This is a genomic window from Stenotrophomonas sp. YJH_SMC_106-19 (assembly GCF_059368375.1).
In genome coordinates this window covers 133326-153367 of sequence record NZ_JCAFRQ010000003.1, presented here as the reverse complement: position 1 = coordinate 153367, position 20042 = coordinate 133326, and the positions used below count along the sequence as shown (strand labels likewise).

Annotated in this window: 15 protein-coding genes; 5 read left to right on the top strand and 10 right to left on the bottom strand. The window is 66.2% G+C overall.

Annotation, left to right across the window (positions count from 1 at the left end):
* Nucleotides 1-9 precede the first annotated feature (9 nt).
* The 5 genes from AC5P5M_RS11510 to AC5P5M_RS11490 form a co-directional block, all read right to left on the bottom strand.
* Nucleotides 10-726, bottom strand: a complete 717-nt coding sequence (locus AC5P5M_RS11510) for a FadR/GntR family transcriptional regulator (protein ID WP_229765774.1) — start codon at nt 724-726, stop codon at nt 10-12.
* Nucleotides 727-825: 99 nt separating this feature from the next.
* Nucleotides 826-3537, bottom strand: a complete 2712-nt coding sequence (locus AC5P5M_RS11505; protein WP_495205902.1) for a TonB-dependent receptor — start codon at nt 3535-3537, stop codon at nt 826-828.
* A gap of 75 nt (nt 3538-3612) precedes the next feature.
* Complete coding sequence (locus AC5P5M_RS11500) at nt 3613-4761, bottom strand: cellulase family glycosylhydrolase (protein WP_111187013.1); 1149 nt, start codon at nt 4759-4761, stop codon at nt 3613-3615.
* Nucleotides 4762-4877: 116 nt separating this feature from the next.
* Nucleotides 4878-6020 (bottom strand): aldose epimerase family protein, encoded by a 1143-nt coding sequence (locus AC5P5M_RS11495; RefSeq protein WP_065182275.1) that lies wholly within the window; start codon nt 6018-6020, stop codon nt 4878-4880.
* A 104-nt stretch (nt 6021-6124) separates the two neighbouring features.
* Nucleotides 6125-7054, bottom strand: a complete 930-nt coding sequence (locus tag AC5P5M_RS11490; protein ID WP_495205901.1) for a 2-dehydro-3-deoxygalactonokinase — start codon at nt 7052-7054, stop codon at nt 6125-6127.
* 105 nt (nt 7055-7159) lie between these two features.
* On the opposite strand from AC5P5M_RS11490, the gene AC5P5M_RS11485 reads away from it, so the two are divergent.
* The gene (locus tag AC5P5M_RS11485) at nt 7160-8161 is read left to right on the top strand and encodes a glycoside hydrolase family 43 protein (protein ID WP_495205900.1); all 1002 of its coding nucleotides are present in this window, start codon (nt 7160-7162) and stop codon (nt 8159-8161) included.
* Nucleotides 8162-8292: 131 nt separating this feature from the next.
* Here the strand turns inward: AC5P5M_RS11485 and AC5P5M_RS11480 are convergent, their stop codons facing one another.
* Complete coding sequence (locus AC5P5M_RS11480) at nt 8293-9219, bottom strand: ParB N-terminal domain-containing protein (RefSeq protein WP_495205899.1); 927 nt, start codon at nt 9217-9219, stop codon at nt 8293-8295.
* Nucleotides 9220-9411: 192 nt separating this feature from the next.
* On the opposite strand from AC5P5M_RS11480, the gene AC5P5M_RS11475 reads away from it, so the two are divergent.
* From AC5P5M_RS11475 to AC5P5M_RS11465, 3 genes are all read left to right on the top strand, one after another.
* Nucleotides 9412-9573, top strand: a complete 162-nt coding sequence (locus AC5P5M_RS11475) for a hypothetical protein (RefSeq protein WP_195840294.1) — start codon at nt 9412-9414, stop codon at nt 9571-9573.
* A 78-nt stretch (nt 9574-9651) separates the two neighbouring features.
* The gene (locus tag AC5P5M_RS11470) at nt 9652-10353 is read left to right on the top strand and encodes a lasso peptide biosynthesis B2 protein (protein WP_277380691.1); all 702 of its coding nucleotides are present in this window, start codon (nt 9652-9654) and stop codon (nt 10351-10353) included.
* Between the two features lie 13 nt (nt 10354-10366).
* Nucleotides 10367-12208, top strand: coding sequence for an asparagine synthase-related protein (locus AC5P5M_RS11465; protein ID WP_495205898.1), 1842 nt, complete (start codon nt 10367-10369; stop codon nt 12206-12208).
* On the opposite strand, the gene AC5P5M_RS11460 is transcribed toward AC5P5M_RS11465, so the two are convergent.
* Genes AC5P5M_RS11460 through AC5P5M_RS11445 form a run of 4 tightly spaced genes read right to left on the bottom strand, consistent with a single transcriptional unit; the run spans nt 12205 to nt 18112 of the window.
* The gene (locus AC5P5M_RS11460; protein ID WP_053515807.1) at nt 12205-12915 is read right to left on the bottom strand and encodes an ABC transporter ATP-binding protein; all 711 of its coding nucleotides are present in this window, start codon (nt 12913-12915) and stop codon (nt 12205-12207) included. The two genes, AC5P5M_RS11465 and AC5P5M_RS11460, sit on opposite strands and share 4 nt — an antisense overlap.
* A gap of 9 nt (nt 12916-12924) precedes the next feature.
* Nucleotides 12925-14283, bottom strand: coding sequence for an ABC transporter permease subunit (locus AC5P5M_RS11455; RefSeq protein ID WP_495205897.1), 1359 nt, complete (start codon nt 14281-14283; stop codon nt 12925-12927).
* Nucleotides 14280-15743, bottom strand: a complete 1464-nt coding sequence (locus tag AC5P5M_RS11450) for a DUF3526 domain-containing protein (RefSeq protein ID WP_495205896.1) — start codon at nt 15741-15743, stop codon at nt 14280-14282. The genes AC5P5M_RS11455 and AC5P5M_RS11450 overlap by 4 nt, the downstream gene beginning before the upstream one ends.
* A 5-nt stretch (nt 15744-15748) precedes the next feature.
* Nucleotides 15749-18112 carry a TonB-dependent receptor plug domain-containing protein gene (locus AC5P5M_RS11445; protein ID WP_495205895.1) on the bottom strand — a complete coding sequence of 788 codons (2364 nt, stop codon included), beginning with the start codon at nt 18110-18112 and terminating at the stop codon, nt 15749-15751.
* Between the two features lie 138 nt (nt 18113-18250).
* Between AC5P5M_RS11445 and AC5P5M_RS11440 the strand changes: the two genes are divergently transcribed.
* Nucleotides 18251-19933, top strand: coding sequence for an ABC transporter ATP-binding protein (locus AC5P5M_RS11440; protein WP_495205894.1), 1683 nt, complete (start codon nt 18251-18253; stop codon nt 19931-19933).
* Nucleotides 19934-20042: the final 109 nt, after the last annotated feature.

Sequence of the window (20042 nt, the reverse complement as noted above, 5' to 3'; positions counted from 1 at the left end):
GTGTTTCCTTCAGCGTGGGGGTTTTCTGGACAGCCGCGCGCCCTTCAGATTGGCGCGGGAGTCGGCAATCATGTCCAGCATGGCGGCGCGCGCCGCGTCCGGCTGCTTCTGCCGGATGGCGTCGTACACGTCGAAGTGGCGCGGCAGCGAGTACTTGAAGTCCTGCGCGGTCTGCGCCGAGAGCAGGAAGAAGGTGCCCAGCGCCGCGTCGATGACCGAGAACAGGGATGCCAGCAGTTCGTTGTTGGTGGCTTCCAGCACGCTCTCGTGGAACATCAGGTCGGCCTTGGCCCACGCATCCTGGTCCGGTGCATCGGCCATGGCCTGGTACGCGCTCTTGATCCTGGCCAGCTGCGCGGGCGAACGCCGCTCGGCTGCGGAAGCCGCGGCCGCCGGTTCGATCACCTCGCGCATCTCCACCAGCTTTTCCACGAAGTCCTGGGTGGGCATCAGCGCGCAGCGCCACGCCAGGATGTCGCTGTCCAGCTGCTTCCAGTGACGCGGGTCGCGCACCCGCGAACCGGTTTTCTGCCGGGTTTCGATCAGCCCTTTGGAGCCCAGCACCTTCAGTCCCTCGCGCAGGGCGGAGCGGCTGACGGACAAGGTCTGTGACAGCAGCTCTTCCCTGGGCAGGAATTCGCCCGGCTGAAGTGCGCCGCTGATGATCCGCTGCCCGATCTCCTGGGCCACTTGGTCGTAGAGGTTGCGTACCTCGATCGGTTTCACAGGCATCCCTTTGGCTTGGTGCACCGCAGGCTGCGGTCACTCCTATTATCCGACAAAAGGACGGGTGCAGGGTGTGAGGCATGTGGGGGAGCGTCCTCATCAGAGCTTGAACCGGAAGCCCATGCCCAGGGTCTTGTCCTGGTAACGGATGTCGCGCGGCCGCGTGTTGCCGCTGCCCCAGTACTGGTGCAGGTTGTTGCCCAGCAGGTTGGTGGCCGAGAACACCACCGTGGCGCGCGGGGTCACGTCGTAGCTGATCGAGAAGTCCAGCGAGCTGGCCGGCTCGACCTGGTCCTCCGTTCCGGCGACCGTGGGCTGGGTGAAGAAATCGATGTACCGGCTGCGGTAGCCGTAGGCCAGGCGCGCACTCAGGCCGAAGTTCTCGTAGAACAGCACGGCGTTGTAGTTGTTCTTCGAGACGTTCTGCAGCGGCCGCGAGATCACGGGCCCGCCAAGGAACTCCGGAGACTTGGTATCGCCTTCGATGTAGGTGTAGTTGAACTGCGCACCCAGGCCGCTCCAGGCGCCGGGCAGGAAGTCGAAGGTCTGCTGGTAGGCCAGCTCGACACCCTGCAGATGGCCGCTGCCGGCGCTCTGCGGGGATGACAGCTCGTAGTCCTCTCCGGCGATGACCACATTGGTGATGTAGTTCTGGATGTAGCCATCGATGTCACGATAGAACACACCCGCACTGACGTAGCCCACCGGGGAGAAGTACCACTCCAGCGACATGTCGTAGTTGGTCGACTTGATCGGGCTCAGGTCGGGGTTGCCACTGCTGGCCACGCCCGCACGGTTGACGGTGCCGGGATTCAGCGAGATCGACGGGTTCAAGGCACCGAAGTCCGGATAGCTCAGTGTCTTGGCCGCCAGCACGCGCAGCTGCCAGGCATCGTTGAAGTGCAGGTTCAGGCTCGCGTTGGGCAGGGCATTGGTGTCCTGCGTGCTGCGGGTGATGGCACTGTAGACACCCGTGCCCGCGTCGAACGAGAAGGCGTTGAGTTCACGCTTGATCTTCTCCGCACGCACGCCTACCAGGCCATCCACGCGCAGGCCGCCCAGATCGAAGTCGTACTTCGCCTGCAGGTAGCCGGCGCTCTTGCGTTCTTCGATATCGAAGAAGCGGCCGGGATTCTCCGCCGCCAGTCCGTCCGGCAGACCGTAGTAACGGCGCAGCGCGTCGGCGTTGTCGATCAGGTAGTCGTAGCAGGGCGTCAGGAACGACTGGCTCAGTGCGGAGTTGCCGCGCTTGCTGCAGAAGAAGCTGCTGGCCGGGAACAGCCCCACCACCTGGTTGGCCGGGTTGGGCGAGGCGGTGATGTTGCCCGTACCGGCACCGCCTGGCGGCGGCGTGCTGATTTCCACGCTGCCCTTGGCGCTGGCGGTACGGTCGGCATAGCGCAGGCCGAACTGGAGGTTGGCGATCGGGCCGTCGAGGAACTCGAACGTTCCGTCGCCGCGCCAGCTGTTTTCCTCGCCGCGCGACTCGCCCCAGGTCTGGAACAGGCCATTGAGGTAGAAGCGCGACGGATCCATGGCCGGGTTGCCGGCCAGGTGCCAGTTCTGGTGCTTGCCCGAGGTGCCGTCCCATACGGTGGTGATCGGCCCGGCCAGGAAGGTGTCGATGATGAAGTTCTCATCGCGGTAGTAGCCGGACGTACGGGTCACTTCGGTGGACAGCCGCAGCTGGTCGCCGCGCCACTTGAAGCCCAGCGCGTTCTGGATGTCCTGGCCGCGCTGCTTGTGCGCCTGGGTGCTGCTGGCGGCATAGCTGTCGCCGGTCCATGTACCTGCGGTGGCGTCGCAGATGGTCTGGCCGGAGAGCGGCCCGTCCAGGCGGTTGGCATAGCAGTTGTCGCCGACCTGCAGCCCCGTCGGCGGCACCACCCCGACCGGGAAACTGAACAGGAACGCCTGGTCATAATCGTCTCGCACGAAATCATAGAGGCCCTCGACATAGACCTCGGTGCGTTCGCTGGGTTTCCACTGCAGGGCATAGTTGAACGCACTGCGCTTGCGGTCGCCATGGTTGTAGTTGGTGCCCCAGCCATTGGGGGCGGCGATCAGGTTGCCGTCATCGGTACGCGCCGGCGTGCCATCCGGATTCTCCAGGACCTTCGGGAAGTCACCCCACACCGCATCGTACGCGTAGCGCTTGCCGACATAGCCGAAGTTGACCATGGCGCCGATCTCGCCGGCATCGGTGTCCCAGCGGTTGCTCAGCAGCAGGCTGGCGGAGGGATCGATGTCGCCACCGTACTTGCTGTGCGTACCGGTCACGGTGCCGGCGATCTCGGCACCGTCGAAATCCAGCGGGCGGCGCAGCTGGATGTCCACCAGGCCCGCGATGCCGCCCAGTGGCAGGCTCGCCTCGCTGCTCTTGTAGACGTTCAGGCTCTTGATGGCGGTGGCCGGCAGGTTCTGGAAGGCGTAGCCGCGGCCGGAGCTGCTGAAGATCTCACGGCCGTTGAGGGTGCTGATCACGTTCGGCAGGCCGCGGATCACCACCCCGGTGGTCTCGCCCTGGTTGCCCTGCGCCACCTGCACGCCGGTAACGCGCTGCAGGGCGTCGGCCACGCTGTTGTCGGGCAGCTTGCCGATGTCTTCGGCAACGATCGAATCGACGACCATCTCCGCCTCCTGCTTGATCGACTGGGCGGTCTGCAGGCTTTGGCGCAGCGCGGTCACGGTGACCGTGTCCAGGTTGACGGCCTCCTGCGAGCCGGCCTCCTGCGCTTGCACCAGAGAGGGCAGGGCGAGGGCCGAAAGGATGGCCAGGGAAAGCACGGTGCGGGAAGAACGAGCGGTCATGGCGGTATCTCCGGATTCCGGAAAGCAGTCGCGGTTGAGTGGCCCGCCTTCATGCGAAGGCGGGCGCCAGTAGGGTCAGAAAGCGGGAACGGAGGTGCGCGGGGTCTTGGCCAGCCTGCGGAACAGCTCGGCTTCGCGTGCCCGGTAGGGCGTGCCGTCGGCCTTCAGCAGATCGTGGAACCACACGGTGGGGGCTTCCATCGTGTAGGGGCGCTGCCAGCTGTCCCACGGGAAGCGGGTCTGGATCGCGCCGTCCACGAAACCCCAGTTGATCATGCCGATGTTCTCGCGGCGGGCGATCGGAAGGATCGTGTCCACGTTCGAGCCTGCGCCGCGTGCCAGCCATTCGGTGCAGATCAGCGGGCGGCCGTACCTGCGCAGCTGTGCAATGCGGGCAACGAATGCCTCCGGCTGCTCGTAGTTGTGGAAGGTGATCACATCCGACTGCTCCAGCTGCGTGCGCTGGATCGCGGTGAGCGATGCGGCGCCCGGCGACCAGTCATCGCCGATCCACACGCCGCTGGTGAGCGGCTGCACCGGCTTCTTCGCGCGTGCCCAGTCGAAGATCTTCGGCAGCAGTTCGGCGATGCGTTCCTGCTCGCCCGGCAGCTGCTTGTCCATGTAGTTGCCACCCCCGGGGTTGTCCGGCTCGTTCCACAGGTCCCAGGCCAGCACGCGCGTGTCGTTGGCGAAGTGACCGATCACGCCCTCCACATAGGCCTGGAAGTGCGCGTCGTTGGCGCGGTCCACCAGCATGTGGCGGCTCGGGCTCTGCACCCAGCCGGAGTTGTGCACGCCGGGAATCGGGCGGCGCTGCGGGCCGAGCACCGGATCCGGGTCCCAGCAGCTGTCGAACAGCACGAGCATCGGGCGGATGCCGTTCTTCTCGGCGATGGACAGGAAGGTGTCGATGCGCTTCAGCAGGCCCTGCGGGTCCTGCTGCCACAGCAGGTCATGCAGGTAGACGCGCATGGTGTTCATGCCGAACTGCTCGTGCGCCCAGCGGAGTTCGCGGTCGATGGCTGCCGGATCGAAGGTCTCGGCCTGGAACATCTCCAGCTGGTTGATGGCGTTGGAGGTGGTGTAGTTCGCGCCCACCAGCCACTGTTGTCTGGAATACCACGCGTCGGCTTCGGCCGGGGTCCAGCGTGCGGCGTCGGTCGCATGCGCCATCGGTGCGACGGCGAGCAGCGTTGCCAGCAAAGGGGTAAGCCACTTTCGCATGAGATGCATCTCCTTGGTTCATGAGCTGCCCGTCCTGGCGTGAGCCAGGAGGCGGGCGGTGCGTACTGCGTCGGATTGCCGGTGCCGTGGGCGACCGGCGTGCCAGCTGCGCGGGATCAGCGGGCGGGCGGTGTGCGGTCGGTCGAGAAGTCGTAGACGATGCGGTTCACATAGGTCTCGCCCGGGGCCAGCCGCGCCGAGCCGAACGACGGCTGGTTCGGTGTGTCCGGGAACAGCTGCGGTTCCAGCGCGATGGCGTCGCCCTGGCGATAGACCCGGCCACTCTTGCCCACGGTGCTGCCGTCGAGGAAGTTGCCCGAATAGAACTGCAGGCCAGGCTGCGTGGACAGCACGGTCATGACCCGGCCCGAGCGCGGGTCGTGCACGCGGGCGACTTCGCGCGGCTCGCGCGTGGGAGATCTGCTGATGACCCAGTTGTGGTCGTAGCCGCGGCCGTGCAGCAGCTGTGGCTCATTGCCCTGGCGCAGGTCGCGCCCGATCGGCTTGGCCGTGCGGAAGTCGAAGGCGGTGCCTTGCACCGGCTGTAGCACGCCCGTGGGAATCAGGCTCGCATCCACCGGCGTATAGGCGCTGGCCGGAATGGTCAATTCGTGATCCATCGCCGAGCCGGAACCCTCGCCGGACAGATTCCAGTATGCGTGGTTGCTGAGGTTGACGATGGTCGGTGCATCGGTCGTGGCGCGGTACTCCACCTCCAGCCGGCCATTGCCCTTCAATGCGTAGGTTGCCGTGACCGTGAGCGTGCCCGGATAGCCCTGGTCGCCGTCAGGGCTGACATGCTGCAGGGTGGCGTGATCGGCGGCGGCGTCGACGATCTTCCACACCACCTTGTCGAAGCCGCGGGTGCCGCCGTGCAGGCTGTTCGGCCCATTGTTGACCGGTACCTGATAGGTCCTGCCATCGAGGGTGAAGCGACCCTTGGCGATGCGGTTGGCGAAGCGGCCGACGATCGTGCCGAAGTACTGCGGATTGTCGAGCGTCGCCTTGAGCGTCGCGTCGCCAAGCAGTACATCGGCGTATGCGCCATCACGGTCCGGCACTTCCAGTGAATGCAGTGCAGCGCCCAGCGTCAGTACCGTGGCCTGCATGCCGGTGCCGTCACGCAGCAGGATCGACTCCACCACGGTGCCATCGGCCGTCCGGCCTACCACAGCGCGTTCCTGTGCCTGACCTGCGCCCACTGCAGACAGTGCCAGTACGCCGATCAGCCCTGCCGTCTTCCCCTTGCCAGCACGCATTGCTCAAGACCCCTCTCGATGTCGTGATGCGTACAAAAACATATAATCAGACAATACGCACGTTGCGACGCAACACGTGATCAGACCGCCGTGCCCACCCGTGGTCAACGCGCAGTCGCGGTCATCGCGTGCAGTGCGGAGAAGCCGCGCACCACGGCGTCGGCGGACGCCACCGCGTGCGTGGCGATGCCGATTTCCGACAGCGCCGCCTGGTACAGCCGGGTGACCGGTCCGGAGCCCACCAGTGGCACCGACGCGGACCTCAGCCCGGGGAACAGCGCCAATGCGTCTGCAATCTCCGCACCGGCCAGCAGTCCGCGCAGGTAAGCGCTGGTCGCCGTGCGCGGCAGGGTGCCGCGGATCATCCGTGCCCGTACACCGAAGAGCAGCGCACCCAGGCCCAGTCGGCGGTCGGCGCCTGCATGCACACCCTCGACGAAGGCCGGTCCTGGCTCACCCGGTCCTTCCAGCACCGAGGCAAGCAGGCCGCCACTGGCCAGTCGATCGAACAGTTCGCCGGACATCGAGGTCATGAAGCTGTGCACCTGGCCGTCGATCAGCTGGATCCACTTGGTATGCGTGCCCGGCAGCGCCACGATGGCATCGGGGCCGACATCGCCGCCGCGCAGCAGCCCCAGCAGCTCGGTCTCCTCGCCGCGGAGCACGTCCGGCATGCCATCCACGGGGCGCACGCAGGCCATGCCGGGCACGATGCTCACGGACAACTCGCCGATCCGGGCCGGCACCAGCTGCTGCGCGATCGAGGCAACGCCTGCAGGGCACTCCACGTAGCCGGCATCGATCCAACCGACATTCGACCCGATCATGCCGGCCGCATAGGCGTGCCGCGCAGCCGGCCAGCGTGCACGGATCGTGTTGGCGGCCACCACCATGTCGTCACGGTCCAGCGTGGCCACGCCCGCGGGCATTTCATGGGCATCAAGCCGCTCACCGTTGGGGCTGATCAGATAGGCGCGCAGATTGCTGCTGCCCCAGTTGATGCCGATGATGCTGTCGGGGTGGTCCTGCTGCATGGCGGTTCCTTGGCGGCGATGGTATTGCCTATTGTCTGATTATATGGTTTGGTTGCCGCTCGCTGGCAAGCCTGCCGGCGCAGTTCCAGTCGGGAGGGGAACGCAATGAACGGCACGCTTTCCATGGCGCTTGCAGCGCTGCTTCAGGTATCGACGAACGCGTCCGCCGCAACACCGGCGGTGGACAATCCGCTGCTGGACTCCGGGCCGGACCCCTGGATCACCCGCGATGGGGACGTGTTCTATTACATGGGCACGCACGGTGATCGCCTGGCCATCCGCGCCACCCGCGACCTTGCGCACCTGGCTGACGCACGCGAAGTCACGGTGTGGCGTCCGCCGGCAACGGGGGCGAATGCGAAGTCGATCTGGGCGCCGGAACTGCATCGCATTGATGGGCACTGGTACATCTACTACACGGCGGCAGCGGGTGATGCACCCGAAGGTCAGGAAGACGCCCATCGGGGGGTGTTCGTGCTGGAGAACGGCAATGCCGATCCGACCCGGGGCACATGGACCGATCGCGGACGGCTGGCCACGGCACACCCCGGCATCGACGGCACCACTTTCGTAACCGGCGGCAAGCGCTACTTCGTGTATTCACCCTACGTGGGACCGGACAGCGTGCTGGCCATCGTGGACATGGCCAACCCCTGGACCCTGCGGGGCAGCGAAACCATCATTGCGCGGCCCGACCAGGCGTGGGAGCGACAGGGCGGGCGGCAGATCCTGGAGGGGCCGGAGTTCCTGCAGGGCGCACGCGGCGATCTGTTCCTGACCTATTCGGGCAGTGCGTGCTGGTCGGATGACTACGCGATTGGACTGCTGCACGCCAAGGCGGGCGCCGATCCGCTGGATGCGAGCGCGTGGCACAAGGCGAAGCAGCCGATCCTTGCCAAGCATCCTGCTGGCAACGTGTACGCACCGGGGCACAACGGTTTCTTCCAGATGGCCGACGGCGCGCCGTGGATCATCTACCACGCCAACCCGGGGCCGGACATGGGCTGCACCGCCAGGCGCTCGCCGCGCATCCAGCCGGTGCATTGGAGCCAGGACGGCATGCCGCTGCTGGGTGCGCCGTACGGGCGCGGAGTCGGGGTGAAGTGATTGCGTCGGCGGTCGAATGCTCTCACGCTTCTCCAGCAGCCTTGTCGGGCGCCAGGGCGGCCGCGCGGCTGTGATGAAACGCCGCCGCAGGGCTGGAGGTGTGAGGTGCCGGATTGTTCCGATGCTTTGCGCTACACCGCCGGCACCGTGATCCTCTGCAGGTCCAGCGTGGCCCGCAGCGCATAGTTCTTGCGGATCACCGGCACGATGCGGGTCAGGCGTGGATCGAAGTAGTCCCTGAACAACGGCGGCCGTGCCGAGCCCAGATAGAACGCACGGTCCTGCTTGACTGCTGCCGGCAACAGCACGTCACTGAAGTCGCTGTCGGAGGCGTCAGTCACCAGGCACGGTACATGGCGGAGCCCAAGCTGGCGCAGCAGGTACAGGCGATGGGAGCCATTGGTCAGGATCAGGCGGTTGCCGATCCGGGTGGCACTGACGAGGTTGTCGCTGAAGCCCAGATAGATGACCAGCGCGTGGCTGGCTGCACCGAAGGGTTCGTAGCCGGCGATGGCGGACGGGTCGATCGTCGCCACGTCCAGAAAGCGCAGGTCGTTGGAGCTGGACGCAAAGGTGTAGCTGCCTTCGGACCGGGACGCGCGGACCGGCGGGTGAGCGTGCCGCCCGTTGCGTGCAACCAGCTCCATGATGTCCTGTGCCGTGGGGGAGGCGGGAAAGGCCGCGGCAAGCTCGCCGACATGGCGCAGGTTGATGCATTCCTGGAAGACCACCAGCCGGTCGATCTCGACCATCTGCCATGCGCGCGGCACGTTGTTCGTCATGCGGTGCATCGACGGTTGGCGTGGCGCGTGGTCGGCCAGCGCCGCCATCTCCGCAGGAAGTGCATGCACCTCGACCGCGTCGGCGTCGTTGGCCTCTTCCTTCAGCTGGCGCAGCGCGTCGGCGCGGGCGCTCTTCCATTCCTCCACCAGCATCGCCTCATCGAAGCATCCGGGCGGGCATCGCTCCCTGATGACTCGGATGAACCTCGGCAGCGGGAACGGTCCTTTGAGCAGAAGGGTGGGCTCAAGGCCATCGTCACTGATCGGGTCGCTCATCCATTTCCCCTTCGAGAACGCGTGTCGACGTTGCCGGACAGCGACAGTCGTCACACTGAAATAATATGTTATATCGTAACATTTGCATGCCTTGACGGCAATCGCTTAGCAACACGCGCAGCGATGGTGGCTTGGCTGCTCCGTATCCGTGGCACGACGCCCGGATACATCCACTGACAAGAGGAGATGTTCATGAACGAGCTGATTGAGCTGGGTGTAGTGGCAGGACAGCAGAACCCTGAAGGCCAGGGTGTGGGCGGTGATCTGATCGAGCTGGGCTCGGTGGTTTCGGAAACCAAGGCACACAACCACGGCACCTTGTGGGATGGCGTGTTCCCGACCACCTCGCCCTGATCCACTGCGGCATGCATGACCTGCGGTGCATGCCCTGCGCATGCACCGCTTCTCCGCCTGGACTGAAGAGATCACGTAATGGAACAGCCTGCGGCGCGCTATTTCCTGTCGAAGCAGGCCCATGTCTGTGTCACCGGCGATGCAATGGTGATCCTGGACCAAGCGACGGGAAAATACCTGTCGCTCGACCGCCATCGTGCTGCCAGCCTGGGCGGGCTGGTGCTGGGTTGGCCGTTGCCGGCAGACGGCCGGCGGATGCCGGATCTGTTGCAGTCGCTGCTGCAACGCGGGCTGATCACCGACGATCCGCAGCGAGGCAAAGCCGCGACCAGTGCTTCGATCGCGCTGCCGCGCCACTGGATACGCGACGGTGAACCTCGCGGTTGTCCGCGCATCACCGCACGTGACGTCCGCAGATTCATGGCTGCGTGCATGCGTGCCGGATGCAGCAGGACGTTCCTTCCTTTCAGCCAAACAGTGTCCTCGGCGCGCAGGCGTGCGCAGGGATCACAGCGCACGGACGTAGGCGTGCAGGAGCTGGCCCTGCGCGTCCGGGTGTTCGACTGGCTGCGGCCGTTGGCCTTCAGGAAGACGGACGAGTGCTTTCTCTACTGCCTGGCGATGCGCGAATTCCTGTCCAGGCATGGAATCGTCGCGGACTGGGTGTTCGCGGTCAGGACCCAGCCCTTCGCGGCGCACTGCTGGCTGCAGCACGGCGATCAGGTCCTGACCGATATCCCCTTCAACCTGCGCCGGATGGTTCCCATCCTGGTGCTGTAGAGGCGCCTCACGCATGTATCGATACATCGCCGTGCTCTGGAACACCTCCTGCGACTCCGCAACCGCCCGGGCGCAGCAGGCGATGCAGCGCATCGAGGCCATGCACGCCGGCGTCACCTGCGTGATGAACGACCACGGCGCCGCGATTTATGTCCAAAGTGACAACCCGGGCTACCTGGACTGCAGCCGCTGCGGCTCGCTGGTCGTGCTCGGCGCGCTGTTCGACAGGAATTTCGGCCGGGATACCGTGCCCGCGCGCGTGCCACTGGATGCGGCCGCCGCCGATGCGGCCTGCCGCACGCAGGGAAAAACCCTCGTGCAGCACTACTGGGGCCGCTATGTAGCGTTCGGCTACCAGCCGCAGTCATCGAGCTGGTTCGTCCTGCGTGATCCCACCGCTGAAATTCCCTGTTACATGACGACGGCGGATCAGCTGACGGTGGTCTTCTCCAGCATGGAAGACTGCCTTGCACTGGGCCTGCGCGATTTCAGCATCGACTGGCCCTTCCTGTCCTACTCGCTGCTGTTTCCGTTCCGTGACGGGTTGCAGACCGGCTTCAGGGAGGTCACCGCCATCGAGGCCGGGGAGGCCGTTTCGATCCGCGATGGCGAGCCGGTCAGCCGGCAGTGCCAGTGGGACATCGTGCGCCTGGCCCGCGACGAACCGATCGAAGACCTGCAGGAGGCGGTGCAGCTCGCGCGCTCCACGCTGCTGGGCTGCATCGGTGCCCTGGCCAGCCGGCACCGGCGTATCCAGCTGCAGCTGTCGGGTGGGCTGGATTCCTCCATCATCCTCGCCGGCCTGCTGCACGCACCTTCCATGCCGGAAGTGGACTGTGTCCACCACTATGACGACGGCATCGGTGCCGATGAGCGGATGTTCGCCCGCATGGCGGTGGCCGGTGCCAGTGAGTCGTCGGGCCGGCGCTGCGGGTTCGTCGAGTACCGGCGGCAACCCCACTGCGCGCTGGAAGAGATCATGACCTTCCCGCGGACGGCGCGGCCGGCACATTGCTCGGGCTACCTTCTGCATCGCCGTGATGTCACCTTTGACGCAGATACCGTGCAGTTCACCGGCGTCGGCGGCGACGCGGTCTTCCTGCGCTTCAAGGGCAACGCTGCGGCGATCGACCATGCCTGGCGGCGCGGCATCGACCGCCACTTCTTCCGGGTCGCCTTTGAAACCGCACAGTCGGGCGATTCGCTTTATGGCGTCCTCAAGGATGCGGTGATCCATGGGCTGCTCAGGCGGCCGGCCAGCATCAACGGTCGCTGGGGCAACCCCTGCGAATGGGTGAAGGTCGACGCGACCGAGCAGGACGTCACGCCACCGGCCTGGCTGCGCCATGCGCGCAACGAAGGCCATGAGGTGTCACCGTACAAGCTTGCGCACATCAGCCGGATGGTGTTTCCGACCAGCGTCCTTGATCCGTTCGAGGGCGCGGGTCGCTGGCACGGTGTCTCTCCGATCAGCGCACAACCGCTGGTCGAACTGTTCGCGCGCATGCCGCTGCGTCTGCTCATGGCGGACGCGGAGGACCGGACGATCGCACGGCGTGCCTTGAAGGGGCTGCTGCCGGACGCTCTACTGTCGCGGAAGGTGAAGTCCTACCTCGACGATCATTCGGTCGCGGTCACCCAGGGCCATCAGGCGTTCATCCGCAGCCTGCTTGTCGATGGGCTGCTGGCCCGGCGTGGGTACATCGACAGCGCCTCGGCCGACGCTGGCATCCGCCGGGTCGGCCCGGATCATTCGTCGCAGGTGCTCGGCATCTTCGGCCCGCAGGTCAACATCGAAGCCTGGCTCAGGCGCTGGGCAGAGCGGCCCGCAGGGCAGGGAGCCGGAGTCGCCTAGGCGCTCCGGCTCATCTCCTCGAGGTACAGGCTCTCAAGATCGTTGGCGGTGATGGTGGTGGCATCCAATGTCCTGCGCAGCCGCCCGGCCTGCATGAGGCCGATCGTGGTGGCCACCTCGCGGGCGCGGAACAGATCGTGCGTGGCCATCAGGATGGCGGTGCCGCGATCACGCTGCCGCACGATCAGGTCATGGAACTCGGCCGACGCGGTGGGGTCGAGGCCGGAGGTTGGCTCGTCAAGCAGCAGTGCCTTGGCGTCCTTGACGATGGCCAGGGCAATGCCGACCTTCTGCCGCATGCCCTTGGAGTAGAGGCCCACGCGTCGTCCGAAGACATCCGGCGCCAGGCCCGCTGTACTCAGTGCATCCCGCAGCCGGGCGGGTGAGCGGTCGTCCACGCCGGCCAGGCGCGCGAAGTAGTCCAGGTTCTCAAGACCGGACAGCTCGTCGTACAGCGCCACGGTCTCGGGGATGTACAGCAGCCTGCGTCGCACCTCCTGCGGGTGCCGGTGCGCGCTGAGTCCATCGACTTCCGCGGATCCGGAGGTAGGGGTGAGGAAGCCCAGAAAGAGCTTGATCGTGGTCGATTTTCCCGCACCGTTGGCTCCGAGCAGGCAGAAGATCTCGCCGGGTCCCACCTCGAAGCTGACGTCGTCGAGTGCCCGGTGGGTGCCGTGCTCCTTGACCAGGTTCTTTGCAGAAAGCATGTGGGCTCCTCAAGGGGCCGCCAACCGGCGACGCATCGATCCGGCGGCGATCAGCAGAATCAGGGTGGCGGCGAGCAACGCCGCGAGATCGGCACGCACTCCACGCCGGCCCACGCCGGCCGGCTCCACGAACCGGAAGCGGGGCAGGGCTTCATATTCGGCAAGTGTCTGCGGCGCGTCGCGATCCAGGTACGCCTTGTGCAGCAACCGACGGGCCTGCCAGAACGCATGGACCTGGTCCTGGAAGGCGAGCGCGCGATCCGCGTCCGAGCCGGCGATGCGGTCCAGCGCGTCCTGTACTGCGACCGCGGGCAGCAGCAACCGCACGTTGTCCAGCACCCGGCGCCGTGCATCCTGCGCCCGCTCATGCGATTCGATCAGCGGCGCAAGGTCGAGATCGGTCGCCAGCAGGTCGGCATAGGCCTCGCGCACGTGGTCCGGAATCACCGGTGTCGAAGAACGTACAGCCGTTGAAGCACTGCGGCGATGGAGTGTCTGTTGCCTGGCCGTTGCGGCCAGCCGCGCCTTCACGTCGGTCGCGAGCTGCATCTGTGATGGCGGCGGAACGGCCAGATTCACTGCGGCGAGGGTCAACGACGGGGCCATCACCACGATCAGCAACCACACTCCGCCGGCCGCAATGGCCGCCTCCGTGGTGCGCCGGGCGAAACAGCCGATCAGCACCGCCACCGCCAGCCAGAAGCCGCCATAGGCAAGGATGACCAGCGAGAGCAGGCCGAGGCCGGCAAGGCTCTCCGCACCGGACCACGCCGCCGCGCCGACCAGGATCACTCCCGCAGGCAGCAGCACCACGCCGCCTCGGGCCAGCGTCTTCACTGCGATCAGCCGTCCCACCGCGACCGGCTGCGACAGCACCAGCGCAGCGATGCCACGCTCGCGCTCGCGGGACCAGAGGTCATAACTGGCTGCCAGGATGACCAAGGGCAACAGAAAGACGATGACGAACGCCAGATCGAACCGGCCTGCGGCCCGCGCTGCCGGATTGCCGATGTCGGCCCACACGTTCCTGAAAAGCTGGGTGCGGTCGCCCAGCGCCACCACATCGGCCGTATAGGGATAGGCCTCCGCCTGCCCGATCGACACCGACGCCATCGCAGCCGGCGGTAGCACGGGTTGGACGCGCGGCAACACCGAGGGCGCCTTGCCGACGAACACCCGGCTGCGGTCATGGGTGTGCTGCTCTTCGAGCTGGATCACGCCGATGGCGGCGTTACGCTGTTCGACCCACGCCCTGCCATTCCACGCGGCGTAGGCGGCCAGCGCCAGCAGCAGCGTCAGCAGGGTGGGCAGCGCCCGATCGCGCAGCAGCCTGCGCACCTCATGGCCGGCAACGGAAAGACTGCTCATGGGGTCGTCCCCAGGCGCCGGGCCGAGAAGAACACCAGTCCAAGCGCCAGCAGCACCCAGCCCAGCAGAATGGCCAGGTTCGCCGCCTGTGCCGCGGCAATGCCGGCCAGGCACTGTTGCCCCGGCGTGTAGGCCACGGACCGGGTGAGGGTCGCGATGTCGGCACGATGCTTCTCCCCCTGCGGCGCCTTGTGCTGCTTCACTTCCGCATTGAGTGCCTGGATCAGGCGGTAGCGGTAGTCTTCCACGCTCTGCAGGAAGGCCAGGTGCGCCGCGAAATCGGTGCGGGCGAATGCGCGTGACCATGACTGCAGCGCGATGGCCGGAGAAACGAAGGCGAATGCGCGCTGTGTTGCTTGCTGCTGCCGATAGGTCGCATGGATCCGCTCGAAATGGCGGTTGTAGGTGTCCGTCGAGTTCCTCTCTGCGAACTCCAGGGCCACGCCCCGGAAGTTGACGGGAAGCTCTTCCACCGTGTCGACCTGGTAGCGCGCCATCAGCGCGTGTCGCAGGGCGTCCAGCCGCTTGTCCGCAGGGTCATGGCCATCCACTCCGTTCTCCGCCTCTTCCGTCACGGCGGCCCTGAATGCCGGCGCGCTGGGCGTGGGATCCAGCGATTCGGCCACCGCTGGCGCCATTCGTGGCACCAGCACGGTGGCTACCACCCAGAACCCCAGCAGCACCACCAGCGAGGTCCGCGCCGAGCTGGACAACGCCGAGACACCGACCGTGAGGGCACAGAACACCAGCAGATAGAGTCCGTAGGCCGCGCACATGGCCAGCAGCGCGGCGATGTCCATCCAGCCGGCGTTCTGTCCCGCCACAGCGGGAACCGTCGCCGCCAGCATGGCAAGCACCAGCAGCAGGGAAGCACTTGCCAGAGCAATCAATCGGCCGATGATCAGCACCGCAGGCGACGCCCCGGTGCCGAGTTCCTGGCGAAGGGTTTCGCGGGCGACGTCGCCGGACAGCGTGGCGAAGCCGGCAAGGATGATGAGCAGCGGCGCTACTACCTGCAGCGCCCAGGCGGCAGAGAAACCGTCGAACCGGCTGAGGGCGGTACCCGCGTCCATCGCGCGATGCCGGGCCGGGTTCTGTGCGTGACCTTCGATGAACACCGAGGTGCCCAGTACATCGGTCAGTCCCGGATCGAGCGCGGCCAGGGGTCGCACCGGTGCGGGAATGGCGCGTCCCACATGCGCCGCGGCATGGGGATCGATCACGCCCTGGCCGTCCCACAGCCGCGCTTCCTCCGCTGCTACGGCCTGGCGCTCCTGCCCCTGCAGGGACAGGCGCGCGGCACCCGTGGCAACGGATGCGCCCGCAAGCAGCAGCAGGACCAGGGCGAGCCACGGCAGGCGCCGCTCACGCCACATCAAGGTCAGCTGGGTTGCCGCGACACCGGCAGCTTGCCGAAGCGTCGACGCAGGCCGGAAGCGGGCGGGGGAGGGCGGGCTCATCCGGCTTACCAGCGATGCGTGAGGGTCACCGACAGGAAGCGCCCCAGCGCGGTCGCATTGGTGGGGTCGTAGCCGGTGTTGATGCTGTTGATGATGAAGGGCGGATCCCGGTCGAGAAGATTCTGCACGTTGAGGGCGAGCGACGTGCCTTCGTGGTCGCCGGCCGGGGCGCCGAAGTGGTACTTGAGGTTCAGGTCGACGGTCGTCCAGGAGCTGACGTGTGGGTGGGCGATGTTGGCCGGATCGCGGTAGCTGTCCACGTAGTTCACGAAGACGCCGCCTGCGGCCTGGCCCCGGTCCAGGGTCAGGCCGCCGCGCAGCTTGAGGTCGACCGGGTAGTAGACCGCGTTGACCGCGTCCAGCTCGGGCGATGTGCTGGTCACGCGCCGCGTCGATTCGAGGATGTACTGCCCGGCCAGGTTCATCGCGATCCGCGTCTGGCCCACATCGACGCGATAGGACGCGTTGAGATCGACGCCGCGCTGCGAGGTGAAGGCGTTGTTGCGGAAGCGGTTGTCCAGGATCACCTGGCTGCTGGTCTCGTCCAGGCCGGCAGGGAGTGCATACGGCCCCACACGTGAGACGAACAGCCCCAGGCCCGACACGCCCAGTTGGCGCGCCTGCTGGATCTGCTGCTGCGATGGATCGACGGTCAGGATGTCCGCGTAGGGGGCCGTGGATTGCAGGAACAGGGACGGGAAGCTGCCGCCGAAGCCGCTGCCGATCCGGTCCGCATAGTCGATGTGATAGTAGTTGGCATCAACCGTGAGGCCGGGAACGGAGGGCGGCGCGAACGAGAACCCGCCGGTCCAGGTTTTCGCACGCTCGGGGCCGAGATCGGGATTGCCGTTGGAGAGCATCATCAGGACGGTGCTGCCGTTGGCCGCGTTCGGGTTCGGCACGTTCGCCACGACCACGGTGTTGTTCAGCTGCATGTCCTGGTAGACCGGCGCGCGGTAGGAGCGGCCGTAGCTGGTACGGAAGGAGAGTCCCTCGGTGGCTTCCCACAGCAGCCCCAGCTTGGGATTCAAGGTGGAGCCGAAGTCGCTGTAGTCGTCGTAGCGCGCCGCCGCGGTCAGCGACAGGCTGCGAACGCCGGGCATCTCCTTGAGCAGCGGGATGTTGAGCTCGGCAAAGGCGGACCTGATCGTGCGCTGCAGATCGAGCGGCTTTTCCAGCCCACGGTGATCGAGCAGCTCATAGCCATCGCGGCGGTAACCGACGCCGACCGCTGCGCGTACCGGGCCGGCGGGCAGGCTGAACACCTCGCCGTCGGCCACCACGTCCAGGTAGCGCGATTCAGAGTTCGTATCCGTCGGTGGCGCCGTGCTGACGGTGCTGCCGGTAATGGTCGTGCGCTCGTAGGACACCTCGTTCCTGCCGAATCCAGCGTCCAGGCGCGCCTGCCACTGGCGCGGGAGCTCCAGGGTCAGGCCTGCGAACACATCGAACTGCTGCGTGTGCGGGAACAACCGGGTTTCGTCGGCCGTGCCGGAGATGGTGGTGTCCATCTCGCGCTTGGCGAACGAGCCGGTGAGATTCAGCGTCAGCACATCGCTGAGCTCCTGCACGCCATCGACATACAGGCTGTGCCGCTTCGATCCGGGATAGAGATCGTAGGGCCTGACCGTGACGTTCCGGGAGAAATCCTTGTCGGTGGCGGGCAGGTTGCCCTGCTTCAGGAACTCGTAACTTGCCAGCACACGGCCGCGGTCCCACGCCCACCCCGCGGACTGCGACACCTGGTACTCGTCCATGTTGCCGGTGGTGACCGTGCCGTACCGCAGCGACGACTCATAGCCGGTGAAGTCCTGGCGCAGGATGATGTTGACGACGCCACCGACGGCATCGGTGCCGTAGATGGCAGAGGCACCATCGGTGAGGATCTCCACGCGTTCGACCGCACTGAGTGGAATCAGCGATACATCGACATACTGGTAGCGGTTCGATGAGGTCACGCGATGGCCGTTGACCAGGGTCAGCGTAGTGCCCGTACCCAGGCCACGCAGGTTGATCGCGGTGCCCTGGCCGAAGTTGTTGCCGGTATCACGGTCAACACCGAGATTGGCCACATTGGCACCATTGGCGCCGCCACCGAAGTTCTGCGGCAGCTTCTCGAACAGCTGCTGCAGGGAGGCCACGCCAGTGCGGTCGATGGCCTCCCGGTCGATCACGATGACCGGCGACGCACCACCGCCGACGGCATCGCGGATGTTGCTGCCAATGACCAGCACCTTGTCCAGGGTGGCCGTGGGTGCATCGTCGTCGGTGCCCGCGTTCTGTGCTTGGGCCTGCGCTCCGATCTGCAGCGCGGCAGCGATGCTCGCGGCCAGCAACGCGCGCCTACCGCCCATGAATACCTGTTCCATTCCCCGGTCCATCACTCTCATCCGATATCGGCCTGCAACACGGTCACGTGCATTTGAGAGCGATGTTATATCATATCATTCAACTGTACAGGGACTGCGTTGCCCTGTGGACCGCCGAGACGCCGGGGACCGAGAGTGATGAAGCCGTTCGCTGTGCCCGCGCCTGTCAGCGAAATACTGACGGCCTACTGGAAAGCCGATCGCACGCTGCTGGTGCTCATCGCCGGCACCGTGCTGCTCTCCGGCCTGGCCACCGTTGCGGCGCCCTATCTGTTCTCGCGGTTGATCGACCGCCTCCCCGGGCAGGGCGCAGCCGTCCTGGCCGGGTGGTTCGTTCTCTACGCCGTGCTGCTCGGGGTGGGCAGCGTGCTGCAGAACACCGTGCAGTACCTGTCATTCCTCAGCGGCGAGAATCTGGGCTTCATCACGAGTACCCGCTACTTCGCGCGCCTGCTGAAGAAGACCAGCAGCTTCTTCGTGGAATACAACGCAGCGGAACTGCAGGTGGCCGGCGAAAAGGGGCGGGGGGCGCTCAAGATCGTCGTGCAGCTGGGCCTGGTGGCCTTCATTCCCAGTGCCCTGCAGATCGTGTTGACCCTGGTCACCCTGGGCGCGCTGATCAACATGCAGATCGTCGCCATCGTGCTGGGCTACGGCACGGTGGCCGTAGCGCTATCTGCCCTCGCTACCCGACGTGCACGCATCCACCGCGAAGCGGCTGTCGAGGCCGGCCAGCAGAACGCCCGCTTCGTCGGCAATGCCATGAATGCCATGGAAACGCTCAGGCAATTCGGCGGCAGCGACTGGATGGTGCGGCGCTTCGAGCAGAAGGCGCAGAGCGTGCGCGACAGCTGGCGTGCCTACGTACTGCAGCGCGTAGGCTTCATTGCCCTGCTGGGCATCGGCCTGGCCATCGAGTTCATCGTCACCTTCAGCCTGCTGCTGCCGGGCTACCAGAACGGGCAGCTGAGCGTGGGCGACATCGTCCTGTTCAATCTGCTGCTGCTCCAGCTCAACCTGCCGCTGGAGATGATCGCGCGCTCCATCGACGACGTCGCGCGCTCGTGGAGCATGCTGGCGCCGCTCTCTACCCTGTGGGCCGCGCCCGAGGAACCGCAGGTGGCCCATGCCGAACAGTTCTCCGCCCGCAGCGGCCTGCTCCAGTTCGACGCAGTGAGCCATCGCTATGACAATGGTCGCGGCGTCGCCGATGCGACCTTCCACGCCGGACGCGGCGGCGTCACCTTCCTGATGGGAGAGACCGGTACCGGCAAGTCGACACTGTTCAAGCTGGCGCTGAAATCCATCGAGCCCCAGCACGGCCGGATACGGGTGGACGGTACCGACCTGGCACGGATCGATCGCGCGACGTGGCACGCGGCCGTCGCGGTCGTGCCGCAGGACGTGATGCTGCTCAACGAAAGCCTGGCCGACAACATCCTGCTGGGGCGCCCGCGCGATGACGAGCGGCTGCGGCACGCCGCACGCAAGGCTGCCATCCTCACCTTGATCGAGGCACTGCCCGAGCGCTTCGAGACCACGGTCGGGGAGCGTGGCCTGAAGCTCTCCGGCGGTGAGCGGCAGCGCATCGCCATCGCACGCGCACTGTATGGCGAGCCGGCGATCCTGTTGCTGGACGAAGCAAGCTCGGCCCTGGATGAGGCCACCGAACGCGAGATCATGGGTCATATTCGGGCGCTGGCCGGCGAGGTGACCGTGCTGGCCATCACCCATCGGCGCAGTGTCGTCACCGACGCCGATCGGGTGGTGGAGCTGGGCGGGGCGCAGATCGAATCCCTTGGCAGGCCAGCGCAGCCCTGATTCCGCGCCCGCTTTGCCGGCCTTCGTCGGCCGGCGCGGGCTCTGGTCGCATGCCGCTCACCAGGCAGGTGCATTTCGGCTAGCGTGGGCACTTGAACACGGGGATGCA